The 19,986-nt window shown below is 62.2% G+C and carries 24 protein-coding genes and 1 tRNA gene; 10 read left to right on the top strand and 15 right to left on the bottom strand.

All coding sequences use genetic code 11. The features are described 5' to 3' along the window. Nucleotides 1-15: 15 nt before the first annotated feature. Nucleotides 16-90: transfer RNA gene (locus tag SPHS8_RS06265), tRNA-Val, on the top strand. Nucleotides 91-150: 60 nt separating this feature from the next. On the opposite strand, the gene SPHS8_RS06270 is transcribed toward SPHS8_RS06265, so the two are convergent. Together SPHS8_RS06270 and SPHS8_RS06275 are read right to left on the bottom strand one after the other, a co-directional pair. Next, complete coding sequence (locus SPHS8_RS06270) at nt 151-642, bottom strand: DUF1003 domain-containing protein (RefSeq protein ID WP_236574983.1); 492 nt, start codon at nt 640-642, stop codon at nt 151-153. Nucleotides 643-753: 111 nt separating this feature from the next. Further along, nucleotides 754-1,872, bottom strand: a complete 1,119-nt coding sequence (locus tag SPHS8_RS06275) for a DNA topoisomerase IB (protein WP_097092122.1) — start codon at nt 1,870-1,872, stop codon at nt 754-756. A gap of 118 nt (nt 1,873-1,990) precedes the next feature. Here SPHS8_RS06275 and SPHS8_RS06280 point away from each other — a divergent pair, with 118 nt between their 5' ends. Continuing rightward, nucleotides 1,991-2,560 carry a type 1 glutamine amidotransferase domain-containing protein gene (locus tag SPHS8_RS06280; RefSeq protein WP_201514702.1) on the top strand — a complete coding sequence of 190 codons (570 nt, stop codon included), beginning with the start codon at nt 1,991-1,993 and terminating at the stop codon, nt 2,558-2,560. Nucleotides 2,561-2,654: 94 nt separating this feature from the next. On the opposite strand, the gene SPHS8_RS06285 is transcribed toward SPHS8_RS06280, so the two are convergent. The 3 genes from SPHS8_RS06285 to SPHS8_RS06295 all read right to left on the bottom strand — a co-directional run bounded on the left by SPHS8_RS06285 (nt 2,655) and on the right by SPHS8_RS06295 (nt 6,443). Continuing rightward, on the bottom strand, nt 2,655-3,425 hold the full coding sequence (locus tag SPHS8_RS06285; RefSeq protein ID WP_201514703.1) for an SDR family NAD(P)-dependent oxidoreductase: 771 nt from the start codon (nt 3,423-3,425) through the stop codon (nt 2,655-2,657). Between the two features lie 184 nt (nt 3,426-3,609). Beyond that, nucleotides 3,610-4,359: an energy transducer TonB gene (locus SPHS8_RS06290; RefSeq protein WP_236574985.1), complete on the bottom strand. Its 750-nt coding sequence runs from the start codon at nt 4,357-4,359 to the stop codon at nt 3,610-3,612. Nucleotides 4,360-4,361: 2 nt separating this feature from the next. Next, complete coding sequence (locus SPHS8_RS06295; RefSeq protein WP_201514704.1) at nt 4,362-6,443, bottom strand: TonB-dependent receptor domain-containing protein; 2,082 nt, start codon at nt 6,441-6,443, stop codon at nt 4,362-4,364. Nucleotides 6,444-6,637: 194 nt separating this feature from the next. On the opposite strand from SPHS8_RS06295, the gene SPHS8_RS06300 reads away from it, so the two are divergent. Further along, a complete protein-coding gene (locus tag SPHS8_RS06300; protein ID WP_236574986.1) occupies nt 6,638-7,354 on the top strand; it encodes a DUF4198 domain-containing protein in 717 nt (238 codons plus the stop codon). A 25-nt stretch (nt 7,355-7,379) separates the two neighbouring features. Then, complete coding sequence (locus SPHS8_RS06305) at nt 7,380-7,862, top strand: hypothetical protein (protein WP_201514705.1); 483 nt, start codon at nt 7,380-7,382, stop codon at nt 7,860-7,862. 72 nt (nt 7,863-7,934) lie between these two features. Here SPHS8_RS06305 and SPHS8_RS06310 read toward each other — a convergent pair whose 3' ends face one another. From SPHS8_RS06310 to petA, 5 genes are all read right to left on the bottom strand, one after another. Continuing rightward, entirely contained in the window at nt 7,935-8,585 is a 651-nt protein-coding gene (locus SPHS8_RS06310) for a 5'-methylthioadenosine/S-adenosylhomocysteine nucleosidase (protein WP_201514706.1), read from the bottom strand. An 11-nt stretch (nt 8,586-8,596) separates the two neighbouring features. Next, complete coding sequence (locus SPHS8_RS06315; protein WP_201514707.1) at nt 8,597-9,133, bottom strand: adenine phosphoribosyltransferase; 537 nt, start codon at nt 9,131-9,133, stop codon at nt 8,597-8,599. Nucleotides 9,134-9,213: 80 nt separating this feature from the next. Continuing rightward, a complete protein-coding gene (locus tag SPHS8_RS06320; RefSeq protein ID WP_201514708.1) occupies nt 9,214-10,062 on the bottom strand; it encodes a cytochrome c1 in 849 nt (282 codons plus the stop codon). A 17-nt stretch (nt 10,063-10,079) separates the two neighbouring features. After that, nucleotides 10,080-11,399, bottom strand: a complete 1,320-nt coding sequence (locus SPHS8_RS06325; RefSeq protein WP_097092130.1) for a cytochrome b — start codon at nt 11,397-11,399, stop codon at nt 10,080-10,082. Nucleotides 11,400-11,410: 11 nt separating this feature from the next. Beyond that, nucleotides 11,411-11,977: a ubiquinol-cytochrome c reductase iron-sulfur subunit gene (gene petA, locus SPHS8_RS06330; protein ID WP_201514709.1), complete on the bottom strand. Its 567-nt coding sequence runs from the start codon at nt 11,975-11,977 to the stop codon at nt 11,411-11,413. A 211-nt stretch (nt 11,978-12,188) separates the two neighbouring features. Between petA and SPHS8_RS06335 the strand changes: the two genes are divergently transcribed. From SPHS8_RS06335 to SPHS8_RS06345, 3 genes are read left to right on the top strand one after another with little or no spacing between them, the layout of a single operon-like run. Then, nucleotides 12,189-12,647 carry a tRNA (cytidine(34)-2'-O)-methyltransferase gene (locus tag SPHS8_RS06335; RefSeq protein ID WP_201514710.1) on the top strand — a complete coding sequence of 153 codons (459 nt, stop codon included), beginning with the start codon at nt 12,189-12,191 and terminating at the stop codon, nt 12,645-12,647. A gap of 13 nt (nt 12,648-12,660) precedes the next feature. Next, nucleotides 12,661-13,524, top strand: coding sequence for an oxygen-dependent coproporphyrinogen oxidase (gene hemF, locus SPHS8_RS06340; RefSeq protein WP_201514711.1), 864 nt, complete (start codon nt 12,661-12,663; stop codon nt 13,522-13,524). 5 nt (nt 13,525-13,529) lie between these two features. Then, a complete protein-coding gene (locus tag SPHS8_RS06345) occupies nt 13,530-14,129 on the top strand; it encodes a GNAT family N-acetyltransferase (RefSeq protein ID WP_201514712.1) in 600 nt (199 codons plus the stop codon). Here the strand turns inward: SPHS8_RS06345 and SPHS8_RS06350 are convergent. Further along, nucleotides 14,111-14,899 (bottom strand): glycerophosphoryl diester phosphodiesterase membrane domain-containing protein, encoded by a 789-nt coding sequence (locus SPHS8_RS06350; RefSeq protein WP_201514713.1) that lies wholly within the window; start codon nt 14,897-14,899, stop codon nt 14,111-14,113. The genes SPHS8_RS06345 and SPHS8_RS06350 overlap by 19 nt on opposite strands. Before the next feature lie 73 nt (nt 14,900-14,972). On the opposite strand from SPHS8_RS06350, the gene lipB reads away from it, so the two are divergent. The 3 genes from lipB to SPHS8_RS06365 all read left to right on the top strand — a co-directional run bounded on the left by lipB (nt 14,973) and on the right by SPHS8_RS06365 (nt 16,840). After that, nucleotides 14,973-15,677 (top strand): lipoyl(octanoyl) transferase LipB, encoded by a 705-nt coding sequence (gene lipB, locus SPHS8_RS06355; protein ID WP_201514714.1) that lies wholly within the window; start codon nt 14,973-14,975, stop codon nt 15,675-15,677. A 74-nt stretch (nt 15,678-15,751) separates the two neighbouring features. Next, a complete protein-coding gene (locus SPHS8_RS06360; RefSeq protein WP_236574989.1) occupies nt 15,752-16,027 on the top strand; it encodes a hypothetical protein in 276 nt (91 codons plus the stop codon). A 123-nt stretch (nt 16,028-16,150) separates the two neighbouring features. Next, nucleotides 16,151-16,840, top strand: a complete 690-nt coding sequence (locus tag SPHS8_RS06365; RefSeq protein WP_097092138.1) for a hypothetical protein — start codon at nt 16,151-16,153, stop codon at nt 16,838-16,840. A gap of 191 nt (nt 16,841-17,031) precedes the next feature. Here SPHS8_RS06365 and queE read toward each other — a convergent pair whose 3' ends face one another. From queE to hslO, 4 genes are all read right to left on the bottom strand, one after another. Further along, complete coding sequence (queE, locus tag SPHS8_RS06370) at nt 17,032-17,679, bottom strand: 7-carboxy-7-deazaguanine synthase (RefSeq protein ID WP_201514716.1); 648 nt, start codon at nt 17,677-17,679, stop codon at nt 17,032-17,034. An 11-nt stretch (nt 17,680-17,690) separates the two neighbouring features. Then, nucleotides 17,691-18,383 (bottom strand): 7-cyano-7-deazaguanine synthase QueC, encoded by a 693-nt coding sequence (queC, locus tag SPHS8_RS06375; RefSeq protein ID WP_201514717.1) that lies wholly within the window; start codon nt 18,381-18,383, stop codon nt 17,691-17,693. Between the two features lie 44 nt (nt 18,384-18,427). Continuing rightward, complete coding sequence (locus tag SPHS8_RS06380) at nt 18,428-18,838, bottom strand: DUF3617 domain-containing protein (protein WP_201514718.1); 411 nt, start codon at nt 18,836-18,838, stop codon at nt 18,428-18,430. Between the two features lie 149 nt (nt 18,839-18,987). After that, nucleotides 18,988-19,944 (bottom strand): Hsp33 family molecular chaperone HslO, encoded by a 957-nt coding sequence (gene hslO, locus SPHS8_RS06385; RefSeq protein WP_097092141.1) that lies wholly within the window; start codon nt 19,942-19,944, stop codon nt 18,988-18,990. Nucleotides 19,945-19,986: the final 42 nt, after the last annotated feature.

Raw genomic sequence — 19,986 nt, forward strand, 5'->3', positions numbered from 1 at the left:
TGGCGCAACTCCCGTGGGCGTGTAGCTCAGTGGTAGAGCACTGTGTTGACATCGCAGGGGTCGCAAGTTCAATCCTTGCCACGCCCACCATCGAAAACCCCGTCAAATCAATGATTTGGCGGGGTTTTTGTTTGCCTGAGGGAGGCGGGACTAGGACTCTGACCTCCGGTCCTGCTGCTCAATCTCATCCAGGACGGCCTCCGGCGCTACGTCTCGAGCGATGTCGTCCAGCACCGGATCGCCGGCTTTTCTGATTCCCAGATGCTGTGCCACCTCTAAGTTCAGCTGCACGAGCTTGGTGATCTCATGCTCAGCCAACAGGCTGATCTGAAGGTCGAGGTCAGCTCGTTTGTCCGCCGCAGCTGCCGCTCGGTTCTGGCTGATCAATACAAATGTCGACAGGAATATGGCTTCGACCGATGCCCAGGTCGCGAGAATGACGAAGGTCGGGTCGAATGGCTTCACGCCAGGAATCACGCCAAGGTTGATCGCCACCCATGCGCCGAACAGCAGCATGTGGAGGTATACGAAGCGCATGCTGCCGGTGAATCGCGTTATCGCTTCAGCAGCCTTTTCCTGGATGCTTGCTCTTTGCTCTTCGCCGCGGCGGCGCGCTTCCAGGGCGGCGATGTTCCGCTTCAATGCTTCGGAAAGATTAGGTGGCTGAGGCGGCGGAACTGTCACCGCTGCTTCCGGCTCGCGCCCCGGAGGATTGCTCATAGTCACTACCTCCCAGGAGCGAGCCTGTTCACCTCAGGCTCTCCCCTCTCCATCCTTTGGTGAGAGTTTGCGCTGGAGAAACGAGAGAACCAGGGTCTCTTCGGGTGAAAGCTGTGTCAGGTCTCCGCGCAATTCTTTCTCTACCTCCTCCCGCGCCTCCAGGATCAGGGCGTCGTTCAGATAACTGTCGAATATCTCCGGATGGATGTAGCATTTTCGGCAGACCGTCGGCGTGTTGCCGAGCCGAGCCGCCACCGTCTCGATGGCGGCCCGAATGTTTCGCTTTGCCGCCGCCTGGCTGTCGACCTTCTCAAGTTCAGCAAGCGCCAGCGCTGCGAGCACCGTGCCGCTCCACGTCCGGAAATCCTTGGCGGTGACGTCGCGCCCGGAGATTTCCTTCAAATAGCCATTTATATCGCCGGAGGTCACCTCCCGCTGCTCGCCCGCATCATCGATATATTGAAAAAGGTGCTGACCTGGCAGGTCCTGGCTGTTCTTGACGATCTTCGCGATACGACGGTCGCGCAGGGTCAGCCGCCATTGCTTCCCACTCTTGCCCTTGAACCGGAAACGCATTTCAGATCCATTCACATCGACATGCCGATCGCGCAACGTCGTCAGTCCATAACTCTTGTTCTGTTTGGCATAATCAGCATTTCCTACGCGGATCATTGTTGTCTCAAGCAGGCGGACGACAGCGGCGAGGACTTTCTCGCGTGGCATGCCTCTCAAACTCAGATGCTCTTCCACCTTAGCTCTGATCCTGGGCAGGGCAGCGGCAAATTCCAGCAAATGCTCATATTTGGTGCTGTCACGAATTTCGCGGAATTTTTGATGATAGCGATATTGTTTACGGCCTTTAGCATCCCTGCCCGTCGCCTGAAGGTGACCATTGGCGTCCGCGCATATCCAGACGTCGGTGTAGGCTGGCGGAATAGCAAGCTTGCGAATGCGCGCGAGGGTTTCCGCATCGCGAACCGCACTTCCATCCGCCCGGCGATATTGGAACCCCTTCCCTCGTTTGATCCGCCTGACGCCCTCTTCTTCATCGCTTGTGTAAACGAGCCCAGCCACTTCCGCAGCTTCTCGCGCGTCCACAATCGCGCCATTTTCGTTGTCATCGGGGACGATCGGCGAGGTTTCAAGGTTCATGGACGGAAATCGCCTGGGATGAGGCGCCGGTTCCCGCAATCTGAAATAACCGCGGCACTAACCGAAAACTCAACCGTTCAAGAGCGCTGAAACGCGATCATATGAAGGGAATCCACCGATGACACTCGAAGGCAAGAAGATCGCCATTCTCATTGCGCCGCGCGGGACGGAAGAGCCGGAATTTATGCAGCCGAAGGCAGCGGTGGAGCAAGCGGGGGGCACAGTCACGGTGATCAGCCTGGAAGCGGGCGAGGCGCAGGCGGTCAACAATGATCTCGACCCCGGGGCAACCTTTCCTGTCGACAAGGCGATCGGCGAGGTTTCCGCCAAAGATTTCGACGCACTGGTCATTCCCGGCGGATCGGTAGGCGCTGACAAGCTGCGGGGGTCGAAGGAGGTCGTCGCGTTCGTGCGCGCATTCTTCGATCAATCCAAGCCTGTCGCCGCAATCTGCCACGCACCCTGGACACTGGTTGAGGCGGATGTCGTCAAGGGACGGACGCTTACCTCCTTCCCGACACTCCAGACCGATATCCGCAACGCCGGTGGAACATGGATCGATCAGGAGGTCGTCGTAGACAAGGGATTGGTGACGAGCCGCAATCCGAAAGACCTCCCCGCCTTCTGCGCGAAGCTAATCGAGGAGATCAGCGAGGGCAAGCATGCCGAAGGGGGAGAGAGCACTTAAGGTCTATCTAGTGTCAGCAGATATCTTTTGTCGCAGCATCAACATCGCGACGAGGTGCGAGCTTGATCCGCGAACCCCTTCAACGCTGGACGCGCTAATAATTCACGCGGGTGAACATCGAGCCGTCGATGACGAAGTTCGCGCCGGTGGTGAAGCTCGACCGGGGGCTGGACAGGAAGAGGGCCGTCGCGGCGACTTCGTCGGGTACTCCCATCCGGCCGGTGGGATGTAATGCCAGCATCGCGTTGAAATAGTCAGGCCGTTCCGCGCGCAGGCGGCCGACGCTGCCGTCTTCGTCATAGATCATGCCTGGGGAGATGGTGTTGAAGCGGACCTTCTTGGGCGCATATTGGCGTGCAAATCCCTTTGTCAGGTTGGTCAGTGCGGCCTTCATCGCCGAGTAGGCGTCAGGTCCTCCGACTTGGGTGGACGCCATCGAAGATATGGTCAGGAATGAGGCATCCCCCTTTGCGGCGGCCGCAGCCTCCAGATAGGGGATCACCACTTCGGCAGCGGCAATCGCGCCGATCACATCCGATTCGAACGCCAATCGCCATTCCGCTTCCCCATTGCCGGAAGCGATGCTGCTGGCGTTCGCGATATACATGTCGATACCGTCCAGCGCCTCGGCACCCTCATGGATAAATGCCCGCAGTGCCGAACCATCGGTAATATCGACCGGCGCTCCGAAGGCTGGAACGCCGTACGCCTCAAGCTTTTTGAGAGCGGCCGCAACATGATCGGCATTGCGCGCACAGATCCCGACCTTCGCTCCCTCGGCTGCAAATAGCTCGGCTGTCGCCCGGCCGATGCCACGGGTGCCGCCAGTAATGACGACTGTCTTTCCTTCAAGGTGCAGGTCCATGTCTTCCCCTTCCCGTTCGATTACGTTTGGCTGGGCATCCGTTTGCACCATATGAAAAGCAATGTGCACAAGGCACAACCGACTAAGATCGCGCCGACCTATGCCTCTAGCGCATAGCTGGGAGTGGAAATGCCAAGTGTCCGTTTTGGCAGCCGCCCTGCCCGTGGTGGCGCGGCAGGCGCCTTCATGCGGGCAGTATAAATTCGATCGGCGCGCTGAATTCGATACGCTCGCCAGGGAGCTCTGCCGGGGCGCGGGGATAGGGGGACGCACGCTGCAGCATCGCTCTGGCTTCCTCATCGAGAACCGGATTGCCCGAGCCCCTGATGATCGCGCCTTCCAGCAAGGTCCCGGCGCGATCCAGGATGAATCGAACCTGCACTTGCCCTTCCTCGCGTCGCATACGAGCGCGGCGGGGGTAAATTTTATGAGCGTAGAGCCAGGATCGAACCTTCGCGGCGTAGCTCCGGCTGGTGCCCGGCGGCGCCTTGATATCTGCGCCATCTGCCACGCCGCGCGGGGGAAGCGAAGATGTGGCAGGCAAGGCCGCAGCCCCCTCAGCCCCCGATGCATTCGGTGCAGTCATGACCTGGCTTGCGACTGACACGACATGTGCGATCGGCACGAGGGTAGACGGCGGTGGCTGATCAATCCTCAAGGGCTGCACCACAGGCGAGGAAATCGGCGGCCGAACTACCGGCCTCTGCTCAGCGGTTTGAGAGGAGCCTGCGGAAGCCGCCTCCCTTTCCTCCGCCCCTTGTTCAACCCCCTTCAGCTGCGCCAGCGAAAAGACCGTCAGCGCAGGCGATTCCTGCCGTCGCACCGCCTGCCCCATTCCCAGGTTCAGCAGCGCCGCGATCAGCAATCCGTTCACCAGCAGGGAAGCCGCTGGCGGACCGCTAATGCGGAAGGATGGAACCGCCCGCCCCATCATCGTCAGAATGTGTTCGCAACGCTGAACTTGAAGCTCTGTCCTTCGGCCGCCAAGGCGGACAAGTGGCGGCGATATTGCTTGTCGAACAGATTATCCACGGCGACGCGGAACTCGAATCCCTTCGCCGCGCCGCTCCGTGGCTTGAACGCGAAGAAGAGGTTGTGGACACTATAGCCTGGGGTCGGCAGGCCCGATCCGGCAGAAGAAAAGACGCCTGTCGTCACCTTGTCCTGCCGTTCGGCGAACTCGCCCGTCCAACCGCCCGAAAGGCCCGTTGCCGAATCGGCGTAGCCCAGCGTCAGGCGATAGTCATTGGCAGGAATGGTGTTGAGATAGTTTGCCGTCAGGCGATCCTTGCCGTCGATAAAGGAAGCATTGGCCCGCACGAAAAAGCCACCCGCGCCATATTCTGCCTCGACCTCCAGCCCCTTGAAACGCGATCGGTTGATATTCTGGAAATAGGGCGTTCCCGCCGGGGCGGCGATGTTGACGATCAGGTCCTTCACGTCGTTCTGGAACAGGGTGGTCTTCGCGCGGAACCGGTCTCCACGTCCCAACGCATCATCGAAGGACAGGGTGAAGCCGACCTCATAATTGTCGGACTTCTCAGGCCGCAGATTCGGGTTGTCGGGCCGCGTCGCGGACCGCGTGAAGACCTCATCCACATTGGGCATTCGTACCGTGCGTGCGGCAGACCCGAACAGCCCGAACCATGGGGTGACATTGTACAATGCGGCAAGCTTGGGCGAGACACCGCTGTCTTTCACTCGCCGCGTCAAAGTTGTGCCACCGACGACCGTGTCGCCAGGCTTAAGGTCTGTCCAGTCGATGCGAACGCCGGGCATGATGGTCAGCTTGTCGGACCAGACGATCTCCAGCTGGCCGAACAGCCCGTAACGGCTCATGTCACCTTCCGGATGGGTGCCCCCACCCGGCGTCACCGTACCGTTCAGGGCCACGCGCGGATTGCGCCGCTCCTGGATACTCCACTGGCCACCGGCAATGAGGAAGGCCGTCCAGTCGCCGCCCATGTCGAAACGGCTGCTGTTCTGCAGCTTTGCCTGCCAGCTTTCGTAGGAAAAGTCCGAATAGGCCAACGGTCCAAGGAATGCCGTTTCGGTCTGGTGCACCTTCGACAGCGAATAGGCGATCTGCGCCTCGACATTGAAGATCTTGCTGCCGTCGAAATCGTTCACATAGCCTAGCACCGCCGTCTTATCGTGAACGCGGCGCCGCATCAGGCTGTTTCCGGTAGCCGCCGAAACCTGGTCGTAGACCTGCGGCGCGTCACTGATCCAATCCTGGTAGCTGGCCCAGATGGCGTGGTTCCGGTTGCCGCCGATGGAAACGCGGCCCTTTGCCAGCCAACTGTCCGATAGCGTTGCGGATGCAGCGACGATGTCGCCATTGCCGCCCCGGTAATCATCGCTGCGGCGGTAATTATAGCTGCCCAGCAGTTCGACGCCCTCAACCGGCTGCGCGGCTACGATGCCCGACAGGGTATGCGCCTGCGCGTTGGTGTCGGTCGCGGCCTTCAGGCGGACGGCCAGCGAATCTCCGCCGGTCAGGAAATCGGACGCATCCTTTGTCGTGAAATTGACGACGCCCGCCAGCGCGCCAGCCCCGTAAAGGGTCGAGGAGGCCGGGCCGCGCAGGACTTCGACCCGCTTGTAAAGCTCGGGCTCGGTGAACAACGCGCCCATGCGATATTGCTCGTAGAATTTGGTGACGCCATCGACATTGAGCAATATCCGATTATCGGAGTCCCCCACGGCCGTGCCCATGCCGCGGATGTTGAAGCCCTGCCCCAGTTGGCCGACGCCGCCCTGCACGTTAACGCCCGGCATATCTTCCAGCAGATCGCCGATCGTCATCGCCTGGGCTTGATCAATATCGTCCTGATCGAGCGTGCTGACGGCTTGGGGCGTGTCGATGGCCACCTTTTCTGCCCCTGCGGATATGACCATGCGGTCCAGGGTCATGCGCGTTGTTTCAGGCGCATCGGCTGCCTGCTGCGCCCAAAGCTCGGCGGGCACGGCGATCAGCACGGCGCCCATCAGAAGCTTTGCCTTGGTCTTCATCATCTTACCCCCTTTTGCATCTCGATGGGACATCAAGGGCCCCGAACGGCGCTCGGCTAACCAACAATGAATGATATTGCAAGTGAGTCGCATTAGATATATCAGGAAATCGAAAGGGGATTTTGATGAAATTGTCGCGACTTCATTCTGCCGCATGGCTTCCGATCATCTTGGGTGCTTCCACTGCCCAGGCGCACATGCCTTACGTGCTGCCCACCCAGTTCGATCTGGGCAAGGCTGACCATGTTACCGTTCAGTCGGCGTTTGCTGAGGATGCCTTTTTGCCTGAAGTTGCCATGCGTGACGCGCCCTTCCACTTGATAGGACCGAATGGAAAGCAACTTGCGATCGGCCCCGTCGCGCATTTGCGCGACATCAGCATGTTCGAAGCGGCGATCCCTGCGGACGGGACTTACCGGGTGACGAGCGGCCTTCGCGCCGGACGCAAGGGCAAGATGTTCAAGGCCGGGAATGACTGGAAAATGCGCGGCGAGGGTAGCGAGCCGCCTGCTGGCGCTGCGGAGGTCGACGTGCAGAGCATGACGTTGGCCGAAGCCTATGTCACACGCGGCCAGCCTACCCAGGTGGCGCTGAAGCCGACTGGCAAGGCCCTCGAAATCCAGGCCATGTCTCATCCCAATGCGATCGTCGCTGGAACAGATGCGAGCTTCACGCTGCTCTTCGATGGCGAGCCGCTGGCTGGCGCGGACATCGCCCTGTTCCGCAGCGCTGGCCTGTATGATGGGCGCAAGGTGGCCGCTCAGGTGAAGAGCGAATTGGATGGCCGCTTCGTCCTGAGACCGCAAGATGCTGGGACCTATCTGATACTTGTACGCCATCGCGCCGCCGCTCCGGCGGGGTCAGAAACGCCCTATCGCAGCTACACCTACACTTTGGCCTTCGACGCGGCCTGACCCTTTTTCAGCTAGAGGATATGATATGAAAATTCGGATCTTCCTGACCGCCGCCCTGCTCGCAGCATCGGGCACGGCGTTCGCCGCTCCGCATGAAGGATCGGCCTTCATCCACGATTATGATGCCGATCATGACGGGCAGGTCACCCGCGCTGAGTTCGACGCCGTCCGGACTGCTCGCTTCAAGGCGACGGATGCAAATGGTGATGGGTGGTTGTCCGAAGACGAATATGTCGGGGAATATCAGACCCGTCTCGAGCAGCAACTCGCGGCATCGGACCGTAGCGAGGAGAAGAAGGCAGAAGAGCGGCAGCGGCAGATGCGTCAGGCCAAAGTTCGCTTCGGCGTGCTGGACAAGGACAAGGACACCAGGATGAGCCGGGCGGAATATGACGCCTCTGGCACCCGTGCTTTTGCCGAGCAGGATGATGACAAGGATGGTGTCGTGAATGCTGCCGATGCGGCTGCCACTCGCGCGAAGCAACTCGCCGCACAGCAGAAAAACTAGCGTTACCCATGGCGGACTGAGAAAGGAGCAGAGTTGCAAGTGCGGCTCTGCTTCGCCTGGCGTCGCTTCTATTCAGGGCGACAGGTTTCGAGAGTTCAAGTGGGCAACGAGCATATCGACGGCGTGGGATAATTTCTCATCGAGAAGCGCAAGGAGCTTCGTCCAGCCCAGCATGTCGTTCAGTTCGCCAGGTCCATCCGATATGCCGCGCAGGCCCATGAGCGGGACAGCGAAGCGCTGGCAGGCCCGGGCAATCGCGAAGCTTTCCATGTCGACCATTTCCGCGTCTATCAGCGCATATTCCTCGCCCCCAACGATATTTGCGCCGGTTGAAAGGCGCGCGGTGGGGAGGTCGAGGGGCGTGTGCAACGGCAGATCGACGGGGTGATCTATGAACGGCGTCACGCCCTTGGCAAAGCCGAGGCGGGAAGCGTCCATGTCTCGCCAGGACACGCTGGCGACTTGATAGATCTCTCCCAACTGGCAGGTGCGGGACCCGGCTGATCCGAGGGAGACGGCGAGGTGGGGCAGAGAGTCCTGCTGGTGGAGGTGCTGAAGCGCGAGGCTGGTCGTAACGGCAGCTTCGATCGGGCCGACACCGGTCATCAGCGGTGTGAAGCGGGAGCGCAGATGCGGGCCATATTCGTCCTCGATCGCCATGATGAAGAGGACGCGATTTCCGGCGATTATTTCGCAATTTGGCAGGCCGGAGGGAAAATGCATGAAGAAAACCGTTAATTGCCGGGAAATTTGAGGAGGGCGGCGGTGGCGACGCCGTCGGCTTCGAGGGCGGCGCGGCCGCCAAGGTCGGGGAGGTCGATCGCGAAGAGGGCGAGGAGCAGGGTGGCGCCTTGTTCGCGGAGGAGCTGGGCGGCGGCGAGAGCGGTGCCGCCGGTAGCGATCAGGTCATCGACCAGGAGGACCCGGGTGCCCTGCCCTATCTGTCCTTCATGCAATTCGAGACGGTCCGTCCCATATTCAAGCACATAGTCGATGCCGACCGTCTTGCCGGGGAGCTTGCCCGGCTTGCGGATGGGCACGAAGCCGAGGCCCAGCGCATGGGCGAGCGCTGCACCGAGGACGAAGCCGCGAGCCTCTATGCCGACGACGATGTCAGCGTTCAGCGGACGCGCGATCGCGGCAAGTCTGCTGACGAGCGCGGAGAAGCCTTGAGCATTGGCCAGCAGCGTCGTGATATCGCGAAACAGGATGCCCGGCTTGGGGAAGTCGGGAATGGTCCGGACCAGCGCGGCGAGTTCATCGATATCCATGGCTACTCCCAATGAAAAAGGGGCGCGGTGTCACTCGACGCCGCGCCCCTTCCCTATTCATTCCTTCGGCCGAGCGGCGCTCAGGCGGCCTTCTTCTTGTCGGCCCAGATATTCTGGTAGGACATATAGGCCAGAGCCGTCGCGATCAGCAGGAAGACGATGGTTGCCAGACCCGCGCGGCGGCGGTTTTCGAGCTTCGGTTCCGCCGTCCAGGTGAGGAACGCCGCGACGTCCTTGGCCATCTGGTCAACGCTCGCCTTGGTGCCGTCACCATAGGTCACCTGGCCATCAGCCGTCAGCGGCGGCGCCATGGCAAGGTTCAGGTTGGCGAAGTAGGGGTTGTAGTGCAGGCCCTCCGGCGTCTTGGCATCCGGGAAGTGCTTGAGCAGTTCAGCCGGTTGCTTCTGATAGCCGGTGATCAGCGAGTAGACATAGGCAGAGCCGTCGTGACGTGCCTTGGTCATGAGCGAGAGATCCGGCGGGATCGCATTGTTGTTCGCCGCCGCCGCCGCGACATTGTTCGCGAAGGGCTTGGGGAAATAATCCGCCGGAACGGGCTCACGCGTCGACATCTCACCCGTCTTGGGATCGACGTCAGGCGTCTTGATCGCCCACTGCTTGGCGATCGCCTTGATCTCCGCCTCGTTGTAGCCAATGCCCGCGAGATCGCGGAAGGCCACGAACTTCAGGCTGTGGCAGGCCGAGCAGACTTCCTTGTAGACCTGGAAGCCGCGCTGCAGCTGAGCCTGATCGAACTTGCCGAGCGGACCGTTGAAGGAGAAATCCACATGCTTGGGATGCTTGTGGAATTCATGCTCCACCGTCTTGGCAGGCGGTTCGGAGACATAGGCCACCGCGCCCACCAGGAAGGAGATCAGCAGCCAGCCAGCAAAGAAGAGGCCGACGAGAAATGCGCCGATGCGAACCATGTTGATCTTGTCCCCTCTTAGCCGGCGTTCGACGGCTGCGGATCTGCGCCCATGCCGGGAAGCGCGTCCTGTTCGCCCTTGATGTTATGACGGTTGAGCACCGATTCCGTGATCGAGCCCGGCAGCGGCAGCGGCCGTTCAAAGCGCGAGATCAGCGGCAGGATGATCAGGAAGTGAGCGAAATAGTAAGCGCCCGCAATCTGGGAGATCATCACATAGGGTTCTTCCGCCGGAGCACCGCCGCAATAGCCCAGGATCAGCACGTCGATGATCAGGATCCAGAAGAACTTCCTGAAGGTCGGGCGATAGTTGCCCGAACGCACCGGCGAGGTATCCAGCCAGGGCAGGAAGAAGAGCATAAGGATGGCGCTGAACATCGCCAGCACGCCCAGCAGCTTCGCGGGGACGAAGAAGAAGTCCACGGTGAAAGCGCGCAGGATCGCGTAGAAGGGCCAGAAATACCATTCAGGAACGATGTGCGCAGGCGTCGAGAGCGGGTTCGCTTCGATATAGTTGTCCGGGTGGCCGAGATAGTTCGGTGCGAAGAACAGCAGGATCGAGAAGAGGATCAGGAATACGCCGACCCCAAACCCGTCCTTCGCCGTGTAATAGGGATGGAAGGGAACGGTGTCCTGCGGACCCTTCACTTCCACGCCGGTCGGGTTCGATGAACCCGGAATGTGCAGCGCCCAGATGTGCAGGATGATGACACCCGCGATCACGAAGGGCAGCAGGAAGTGCAGCGAGAAGAAGCGGTTGAGCGACGCATTGCCAGGAGCAAAGCCGCCAAGCAGCCAGGTCTGGATCGGTTCGCCCACGACCGGGATCGCGCCGAACAGGCCGGTGATCACCTTTGCGCCCCAATAGGACATCTGCCCCCAGGGAAGCACATAGCCCATGAAGGCGGTCGCCATCATCAGGAGGAAGATGACGAGGCCGAGCAGCCAGACCATTTCGCGGGGCGCCTTGTAGGAGCCGTAGAAAAGGCCGCGGAAGATGTGGAGATAAACGACGATGAAGAAGAAGCTGGCGCCGTTGGCGTGGGCATAGCGCATCAGCCAGCCTGCATTGACGTCACGCATCGTCTGTTCAACGGTGCCGAAGGCGACCAGCGTGTTCGCGCCATAATGCATGGCCATGATCACGCCGGTGACGATCTGGATCACCAGCGCGAGGCCGGCGAGAACACCGAAGTTCCAGAAATAGTTGAGGTTGCGCGGAACCGGATAACCGGCGCCGATCGCGTTGTAGACGAGGCGCGGAAGCGGCAGCTTCTCGTCGATCCACTGCATCGCGGGATGCTTGGGAGTATAATGCTCAGCCCAGGGAAAGCTCATGGTTTCTTACCTCAGCCTACGAGAATGGCAGTGTCGGAAGTGAAGCTGAACTTCGGCACTTCCAGGTTCTTGGGCGCGGGGCCCTTACGGATGCGGGCCGCCGTATCGTAGGACGAGCCATGGCAGGGGCAGAAATAGCCGCCAAATTCACCCTTGTTCTCACCCTCGCCCGCGCCCAGCGGGACGCAGCCCAGATGGGTGCAGACGCCCATGGTGACGAGCCACTGCTTCTTGCCATCCACGGTACGCTCTTCCAGCGACTGCGGATCGCGCAGCGAGGAAACGTCGACCTTATCGGCTTCGGCAATTTCCTTGTCCGTCAGATGGCGCACGAAAAGCGGCTGCGAACGGAAGGTCGTCTTGATCGCCTGACCCGGCTGGATCGCGGAAAGATCGACCTCGGTCGATGCCAGCGCCAGCACGTCCGCGCTGGGGTTCATCTGATCGACGAGCGGAATGACGACGGCGACAGCCCCGACCCCCGCGAAGCTTACTGCGGCGATATTGATGAAGTCGCGACGACGCACCCCACCTTCGCCGGATAGACCTTGGCTGTCCGTATGTTCAACGCTCGCCATGCACCTCAACCCTTGCAAAGACGTCCCTGATACCCGCCGCATTGCCGTTTCCGGCCCTGATTATGGAAGAGAGCCACGGCGCCCACGGAATATGGGCCCCGCCTTTCCCCCTGGCGTGGTTCGCGGGCCTGATAGACCCACTGTAGCTTCTTTGCCAACAGCAATTTGGCCATGGCTATGACAATTTGCCCTGCTGCTTTATGCGCGGGGCATGCGTATTGCCCTTTACCAACCCGAGATCGCGGGGAATGTCGGCGCCATCCTGCGCCTTGCCGCCTGTTTTTCCGTGCCCGTGGACATCATCATGCCGATGGGATTCGCCTTTTCCGACGCCAAGCTGAAGCGCGCCGCGATGGATTATGGCGCGGCGGCGGACGTGACTCGCCATGCGAATTTCGAGGCGTTCGACGAATTCCGGCGCAGGGAAGGCCGCCGCCTGGTGCTGATGAGCAGCCATGCTTCGCAGCCCCTTCCCGAGGTGCATTTCCAAAGCAACGACATATTGCTGATGGGTTCGGAAAGCGCGGGCGTTCCGGACGCCGTGCGGGACATGGCCGACCTGCGCGTGCGAATCCCGATGGCGGCGGGCTTCCGGTCCTTGAACATCGCCGTTTCCACGGGCATCGCGGTTGCCGAAGCCCTTCGCCAGACTGGCCAGTTTCCACAATGATCGAGATTTCGCGATGACATTGCACCTCAACCCCCAGCAGCAGGCCGCCCGTAACTGGTTCGAATCGCTGCGCGACCGCATCTGCGCCGAGTTCGAAGCGGTCGAGCGGGAAGCGGGAAGCGATGCTTCTTTCGTCTACACGCCATGGGATCGCGAAGCGCCGGGGCTGGCCCCGGGCGAAGGCGGCGGCGGCGTTCGCGGCGTGATGAAGGGCAGGATATTCGAGAAGGTCGGCGTGAATGTGTCGACCGTCTCGGGCGAGTTCGCCCCCGATTTCGCCAAGACCATCCATGGCGCGGGGGAAAACCCGGCCTTTTTCGCGACCGGGATCAGCCTGGTTGCGCACATGGCCAATCCGCATGTCCCAGCGGTGCATATGAACACGCGCTATCTGATCACGTCCAAAAGCTGGTTTGGGGGCGGCGCGGACCTCAACCCCCCCCTGCCCCGGGATGAGGACACGGCAAGCTTCCACGCGGCGTTCAAAGACGCGTGCGACGCGCATGACGCGGACTATTATCCCCGCTTCAAGGCATGGGCCGACGAGTATTTCTTCATTCCCCATCGCGGCGTCCATCGTGGGGTCGGCGGCATCTTCTACGACCATCTGGAGTGCGAGGATGATGCCGGATTTGAAGCGAATTTCGCCTTTACCCGGTCGGTGGGCGAGGCGTTCCTGAACGCCTTTCCCCCGATCGTGCGGCGGCGGATGGGCGAAAGCTGGAGCGAGGAGGATTATGCCCAGATGCTGGAATGGCGTGGCCGCTACGCGGAGTTCAACCTGGTGCATGACCGGGGCACGCTGTTCGGGCTGAAGACCGGGGGCAATGTCGACGCGATCCTGATGAGCCTGCCGCCGATGGCGAGCTGGAGCTGACTTCCATGCCGCTGACGCCGGTCGCCAATGACCAGATTGCGACGATTGTGACCTATCTGGAGATGGTGGAGCGCCCCCGGCCAGCGCCGATCCCGCCCGCTCCATTGCGGCTGGTGCCGTGGAAGACCCCTGCGCCGGATGCCTATCGCGCGCTGTTCCGGCGTGTGGGGGAGCCGTGGCTCTGGTTTTCGCGCCTCGTCATGAGCGATGCGGAACTGACGGCGATCATCCATGATCCGGGGGTGCAGGTCTTTGCGATCACGGATCCGCGGGGCGTGGAGGTGGGCTTGCTGGAGCTTGATTTCCGCGCGCTGCCAGACTGCGAGTTGAGCTTCCTTGGCCTTGTTCCGGGGCTGACCGGCAAGGGGTACGGGGCTTGGGTAATGGCGCAGGCCAAGTCGCTGGCGTGGCGCAAGGATGTGAGCCGCTTTTGGGTGCATAGCTGCACGCTGGATAGCCCGGGGGCGCTCGGCTTTTATCAGCGGGCGGGATTTGTCCCCTATAAGCGCGAGATCGAGACCTTTGCCGATCCTCGGCTTACAGGGCTATTGAGCGCCGATGCCGCGCCGCACGTGTCGATGCTGGGTCAGCCCGCCTCTGCCTGACGATAGAGCCGGGCGATCATGACGAGCATATAGACCTGCACCACGGTCGAGACGACCGCCGCCGCGACGCCGCCAACGAGCCGCGCGCCTTCCGCTCCGGCGACCAGGCGGCCGACCAGACCGAAGATGACCTGCGCGGCCGACCCGACGATGGCGGAGAGCAGCGTCAGTACGAGAAGGAAGCCGAACAGACGCCAGAAATGGCCGCGTGTGAGCGCCCAGCTGTGTCGAAGCGAGGCCATGACGCCCTCATTGCCGTCGATCACCACCGGATTGAGCAGCAGAAGGCGGACGCTGGCAAAGAGCATGACAGCGCCGCCGCCAGCCAGCAGTAGCATGACGAGGGCAGCGGCGATGGGCTTCGCCACCATGGAGAAGGCGACGACGACCATCATGCCGACAATGGCTATGGCAAGCAGGACGCCGATCACGACCAGGGCCGTGCCGAGCAGCACGGGCAAGCGGGAGAAGCTGAGCCGCAGCGCTTCGCCGACGCTGATGCCGGGCCTGAGCGCCAGGGCGAAGAGGGCGAGCGAGCCGAACCAGATGATGATGACCCCGATCAGCGTCGAAAGCATGAAGCTGGCCGGGATGTCGGGCATCGCGCCCTTGTCCATGCGCCATGTCGCGAGTTCGGGCGGGGTCATCTCCTGAAGGATGAGGCCGGGCAGCGCGACGAACAGCAGGGCGACGGGGAAGAGCAGGCTGCGTTCGCGCGCGACGAAGGCGACCGCTTCTTCCCATGCCTTGCCGATCGACATCGCCGTCATATCTTCGCCTTTTCCCGTACTGAAAATCGGGAGGAGACTTGATCGCTCCCCTCGCCCAAGTCAAGGAAGTGCCATGTCATCCTCTCCCCCTTCGCCGGCCGGGGCCGAACAGATCGAATGGCGGGTCGATTCGGCGCCGGTCGACTATCCGCATGCGCTCGCCGACATGGAGGCGCGGGCGGCGGCGATCTTCGAGGGCGAGGCGCAAGAGCGGGTGTGGCTGCTCGAACATCCGCCGCTCTACACGGCGGGGACGAGCGCCGATCCGGCCGAGCTGATCGACCCGCGCTTTCCGGTGCATGATGCGGGGCGCGGCGGGCGCTATACCTATCATGGGCCGGGGCAGCGGATCGGCTATCTGAACATCGACCTCAGCGCGCGTGGCAAGGATGTGCGCAATTTCGTCCACCACCTGGAAGGATGGATGATCGATGCGTTGGCGGACCTGGACATAGCGGCGCGGCGGGCAGAGGGGCGGATCGGCATCTGGGCCGATGACCTGGGCGGGCGCGAGGCGAAGATCGGCGCGCTCGGCATCCGGGTGCGACGATGGGTGACGCTGCATGGCTTTTCGATCAACGTCGATCCCGACCTGTCGCATTTTGGCGGCATCGTGCCGTGTGGGCTTGCGGAATATCCTGTCACGAGCATCGCGGCGCTGGGCAAGAAGGCGTCGATGGCCGATCTCGACGCGGCGTTGAAAGCGCACTTTCCCGCTTTCCTCGGCCGGTTGCGGCGCTGCGGCGCGGGGGTTGAGCAATGCGGAGCGGGCCGCTAGGGTCCGCGCCTACGCCGGGTGGGGGCCGCCGGGCATCACATGTTTGGGAGACCCGGATGCGCTGTGAAGCGAGGATGATCTTTACTGCCCTGCTGCTGACGGCAAGCGCCACGCTGGGGGCCTGCGGCAAGGACGACAAGACGAGCAACACGGTCCAGATGAAGGATCTGGAGGTCGTCGACGGCACGACCACCGACGCCATGACGGACCTGGACGGCGTGCAGAGCGAGGCGCCGTCTGCCGCCCTGCCCTCCGCCGGAGGCAATAACAGCGCCGCTGCCGCATCTCAGTCGGAACCCGCCGCTGCCAACGCAACGCGGGGCGAGGCAGAAGTGCTTTCGGATCAATAGAAGGAGCAAGGCGTTCAGGCGCAATACAGGCGCCATCGGCAAGGCATATGACAAGGAAAGCCCTGCCCGACCGTCGTTCATAAAGGCCGCCCTTCACAAAGGGCCATCCATAAAGGGAAAGTCATGCGATCCAGTTCCACCCTGCGCCGGATCTGTTCCGGGTTGATGCTTGCCGCCGCGCCGCTGCTGGCGCAGCCTGCCGCAGCCCAGTTCTTCTGGTCGCCGCCCGATTTCTCCGCGCCGCCGCTGACCGATGCCGAAGCGGCCACCGCACTGGGCCTGCCGGGCGCGACGGCGGAGGAAATCCGCGCTGGACTGGTATGGAACCTGCGCGCCGCGCTCAATGTCGCCGCGCTCCAGTGCCAGTTCGAACCCACGCTGCTGTCGATCAGCAATTATAACGCGATGATCGCGCATCATGACGCCGAGATGGATTCGGCCCAGTCGGTGCTGCTCGGCTATTTCCAGCGCACCGTCGGCAAGGGCAAGCCGGGCCAGGCGGCGTCGGACCAATATGGCACACGCATCTATTCCGGCTATTCGACGGTGCAGGCGCAGCGGGGCTTCTGCCAGGCGGCGGCACAGGTCGGACGTCAGGCGATCTTCGCCAATCGCGGCAGCCTGCATGAGGTAGCGCGCACGGGCCTGGGATCGATCAAGAAGTCGCTGGTGCTGGCAGGCGAGCAATTTTACGGCGATCCGGGCCGGAGCTTTGCGCTGACCCTGCCTTCGTTCGACAAGAAATGCTGGAAGAAGGACAAGCTGCGGCCGAACTGCCAGGCGGATTATGAGCAGAAGGTGGCGGCCAGGTGATGATGTGAGGGGCGGGGCTGTTGGGGCTCCGCTCTTTTTTGGTCTTGTTCGCGAGGACAATTAACCCGTTCGGGCTGAGCCTGTCGAAGCCCCTAACTTCCTTCCAAGAAGTAGAGCCCTTCGACAGGCTCAGGGCGAACGGAGGAGGGGTAAGTTCGACTGGCGGGGGGGGGCAGTTCGACCGCGACCTTTTACCGCAGCCCCAGATATTTGTGCGACTGAAGGCTCAGCCGCCATTTCGGGCGGGCCATGACGAGATCGATCGCCGCCTGCATGTTCGCCGCCGCGTCGGCGCTGTCGAGGGGTTGGATCAGCAGGTTATCAAAGGCCCAGCCTTCCATCGCTTCCACATCGCCGATGCTGTGTCCCCTGCCCGGTTGCGGCCAGACCAGTTTCAGTTCGTTGCCGCTGCGCTGGACGACATCGCTGCCTGCCTTTGGGCTGATGCAGACCCAGTCTATGCCGGGATGGGCCGGAATCGTGCCGTTGCTTTCGATGGCGATGATGAAGCCACGGGCGTGCAGCGTGTCGATCAGGGCATCATCGACCTGCAACATGGGCTCGCCACCCGTCATGACGATGTAGCGGCCTTCTTCGCCAGTGCCCCAAAAGGCGAGCGCCGCGTCGGCAAGCGCCTGCGCATCGGCGAATTTGCCGCCGCCTTCCCCGTCCGTGCCGACGAAATCAGTGTCGCAGAACTGGCACACGGCTTTGCGCCGGTCCTCTTCACGGCCGGTCCAGAGATTGCATCCGGCAAAACGCATGAAGACGGCGCGACGGCCGCTATGCACGCCTTCGCCCTGCAGCGTCAGGAACATTTCCTTGACGGCATAGGTCATCGACGAACCCCTTATGGCCTGACGGCGTAACGGGTGGGATCGGGCAGGCCCGCTTCCTCAAAGCCCTTGGACCGCAGGCGGCAGCTGTCGCAGAGGCCGCAATGCTGGTCGCCCGGCGCAGGATCATAGCAGGACCAGCTCATCCCCGCATCCAGGCCCAGCCGGTTTGCTTCCCGCGCGATGTCGGCCTTGCTCATATGCTGCAGGGGCGCGTTGATGCGGACGGGATGGCCCTCGACACCCGCCTTGGTCGCGAGCGACGCCAGATGCTGGAAAGCATCGATGAATTCAGGGCGGCAGTCGGGATAGCCGGAATAATCCAGCGCGTTGACGCCGATGAAAACATCATTCGCGCCCGAAACTTCGGCAAGGCCAAGCGTCAGCGACAGGAAGATCGTGTTGCGCGCGGGCACATAGGTGTTGGGAATGCCCGGCCCCACCCCGTCCTTGGGCACGGGCATGTCCGCCGTCAGGGCCGAGCCGCCGAACGCGGTGAGGTCGAGGGGGAGGACGATGTGCCGCCGCGCGCCAAGAGCGGTGGCGATGCGCGCCGCCGCCTGCAATTCGACACGATGCCGCTGATTATAGTCGATGGTGAGCGCGACCAGTTCATAGCCCGCCTCACGCGCAAGTCCGCCCGCGACCATCGAATCCAGCCCGCCCGACAGCAGGACGACCGCAATTTTGGGATCATTGGAAAGCATCGCGTTGCGCTACCCCTGCCGGAGCGCTGGCGCAAGCCGCCCGGTCAACGGCACGCCCCGATCCGCCGTCCTTCCATGCTGAAGGAAAAAGGTGCGCCCCCGGCGATCCCTTGGGATTGGATCTGGACCAGACGCGGCGTTTCGATGCGCAGGTCCGTGCGGCCGCTGCCCGCCCCGCCACATTCGTAGCTTACCACCACCCGCTTCGCGCCTTCGTCAACCGTCAGCCGCTTGCAGCTGTCGCGGCCATGGCGGAGCTGGATCAACTGGCGAATGGCGGTGAGGCAGATGCGGCGCACGTCGCCCTTGCCGCCCTCTTCCGTCCGTTCGCGCAATTCCCATTCCCCCGGCTCAAGGCCCCGAAGTGGTTGTTGTGCAAGCGCCTGAGACGCGACTGGCAATGTCGCGATCAACATCGCAGCGGCCGCACCCATGGCGCGCAGACCTGACGTCATTCGATAGCCCCCGTATTTCATCGCGGACTCCGGAAAAATCGGCTTGCCGTGCACGGCGGCGTCACCTTCCATGCACCCAAATGCGGCCTGTTGATAGCGCCAGCCCCCGCTAGAGCATCAACCTCCCCCGAAATCGTAACGGATTCGTGTCAGCCTTGCGCGAAGCTGTCCAGCGAAACCGGAAAGAGGCGGGAGCAAAAGGCGCAGTCGACACCGATAACCCCCTGGTCATCAGCCATGTGCGCCCGTTCTTCCGCCGGGAATCGGCCGATCACGCTGCGGATATGCGCAAGGTCGCAGCGGCACCCCTTGCTCAAGGGCACCGGCTCTGTGACGCGGACGACCTCTTCCTCATGGAAAAGCCGCCAGACGATGTCGGTCAGCGGCAGCCCTTCGTCGGTCAGTTCCTTGTCGCTCAGCGTGACGGCCAGCGCCTTCACATGTTCCCATTCGGGATGATCATGGCGGGTATGCAGGCGTTCGCGGCCAACCTCTCCCTCGGGAAGATGCTGAAGCAGCATGCCCGCGGCGAGGCACCCCTGCCCCGCATCATGGCGCGTGGCGATGCGCACGATGCTGGGGATTTGTTCGGACTGGAAGAAATAATGTTCCGCCGCGTCCGCCAGCGAATCGCCGTCGAGCGGCACGATGCCCTGATAGCGCTCACCCGTGACCGCCTGGTCGAAGGTGATGGCGAGGAAGCCCTTGCCGAACAAGCCAAAGAGCGTCGGGTCGGGGCCAAGCTCCGCCAGCCTGTCAGCATCGAACTTGGCGTAGCCGCGCACTTCGCCGCCCTTGTAATCTGCGACAAGCAGGCTGACGACGCCATGTTCGTTATGCGCCTGCAATGTGAGCTGGCCGCCCGCATCCTTGAGCGTCGAACCAAGCAGTGCGGCAAGGACGAGCGCCGAGGCGAGCAGCCGTTCCACGGGCGGCGGATAGGCGTGGGCGGCCAGCACATCGTCCAGCACAGGGCCAAGGCGCAGGATGCGGCCGCGCGCATGACGCGACGGGATCGTGAAACCCTGGGCCTGGTCGATATCGGCGGGTGCGTTCAAGTCAGGCTCCAAAATGAGGTATAAGGCCGTCTTATGAAAAACCGTCATGCTGACCGTGTTTCAGCATCCATTTCTACCCGCGCGGAGAGG

It is taken from the genome of Sphingobium sp. S6 (assembly GCF_905120495.1).
Lineage (GTDB): Bacteria > Pseudomonadota > Alphaproteobacteria > Sphingomonadales > Sphingomonadaceae > Sphingobium > Sphingobium agri.

Coding starts and splice junctions, on each gene's coding strand:
- SPHS8_RS06275 (WP_097092122.1), bottom strand. CDS start 1,872: ATGAACCTTGAAACCTCGCCGATCGTCCCCGATGACAACGAAAATGGC.
- SPHS8_RS06280 (WP_201514702.1), top strand. CDS start 1,991: ATGACACTCGAAGGCAAGAAGATCGCCATTCTCATTGCGCCGCGCGGG.
- SPHS8_RS06285 (WP_201514703.1), bottom strand. CDS start 3,425: ATGGACCTGCACCTTGAAGGAAAGACAGTCGTCATTACTGGCGGCACC.
- SPHS8_RS06290 (WP_236574985.1), bottom strand. CDS start 4,359: ATGATGGGGCGGGCGGTTCCATCCTTCCGCATTAGCGGTCCGCCAGCG.
- SPHS8_RS06295 (WP_201514704.1), bottom strand. CDS start 6,443: ATGATGAAGACCAAGGCAAAGCTTCTGATGGGCGCCGTGCTGATCGCC.
- SPHS8_RS06300 (WP_236574986.1), top strand. CDS start 6,638: ATGCCTTACGTGCTGCCCACCCAGTTCGATCTGGGCAAGGCTGACCAT.
- SPHS8_RS06305 (WP_201514705.1), top strand. CDS start 7,380: ATGAAAATTCGGATCTTCCTGACCGCCGCCCTGCTCGCAGCATCGGGC.
- SPHS8_RS06310 (WP_201514706.1), bottom strand. CDS start 8,585: ATGCATTTTCCCTCCGGCCTGCCAAATTGCGAAATAATCGCCGGAAAT.
- SPHS8_RS06315 (WP_201514707.1), bottom strand. CDS start 9,133: ATGGATATCGATGAACTCGCCGCGCTGGTCCGGACCATTCCCGACTTC.
- SPHS8_RS06320 (WP_201514708.1), bottom strand. CDS start 10,062: ATGGTTCGCATCGGCGCATTTCTCGTCGGCCTCTTCTTTGCTGGCTGG.
- SPHS8_RS06325 (WP_097092130.1), bottom strand. CDS start 11,399: ATGAGCTTTCCCTGGGCTGAGCATTATACTCCCAAGCATCCCGCGATG.
- petA (WP_201514709.1), bottom strand. CDS start 11,977: ATGGCGAGCGTTGAACATACGGACAGCCAAGGTCTATCCGGCGAAGGT.
- SPHS8_RS06335 (WP_201514710.1), top strand. CDS start 12,189: ATGCGTATTGCCCTTTACCAACCCGAGATCGCGGGGAATGTCGGCGCC.
- hemF (WP_201514711.1), top strand. CDS start 12,661: ATGACATTGCACCTCAACCCCCAGCAGCAGGCCGCCCGTAACTGGTTC.
- SPHS8_RS06345 (WP_201514712.1), top strand. CDS start 13,530: ATGCCGCTGACGCCGGTCGCCAATGACCAGATTGCGACGATTGTGACC.
- SPHS8_RS06350 (WP_201514713.1), bottom strand. CDS start 14,899: ATGACGGCGATGTCGATCGGCAAGGCATGGGAAGAAGCGGTCGCCTTC.
- lipB (WP_201514714.1), top strand. CDS start 14,973: ATGTCATCCTCTCCCCCTTCGCCGGCCGGGGCCGAACAGATCGAATGG.
- SPHS8_RS06360 (WP_236574989.1), top strand. CDS start 15,752: ATGATCTTTACTGCCCTGCTGCTGACGGCAAGCGCCACGCTGGGGGCC.
- SPHS8_RS06365 (WP_097092138.1), top strand. CDS start 16,151: ATGCGATCCAGTTCCACCCTGCGCCGGATCTGTTCCGGGTTGATGCTT.
- queE (WP_201514716.1), bottom strand. CDS start 17,679: ATGACCTATGCCGTCAAGGAAATGTTCCTGACGCTGCAGGGCGAAGGC.
- queC (WP_201514717.1), bottom strand. CDS start 18,383: ATGCTTTCCAATGATCCCAAAATTGCGGTCGTCCTGCTGTCGGGCGGG.
- SPHS8_RS06380 (WP_201514718.1), bottom strand. CDS start 18,838: ATGACGTCAGGTCTGCGCGCCATGGGTGCGGCCGCTGCGATGTTGATC.
- hslO (WP_097092141.1), bottom strand. CDS start 19,944: ATGACGGTTTTTCATAAGACGGCCTTATACCTCATTTTGGAGCCTGAC.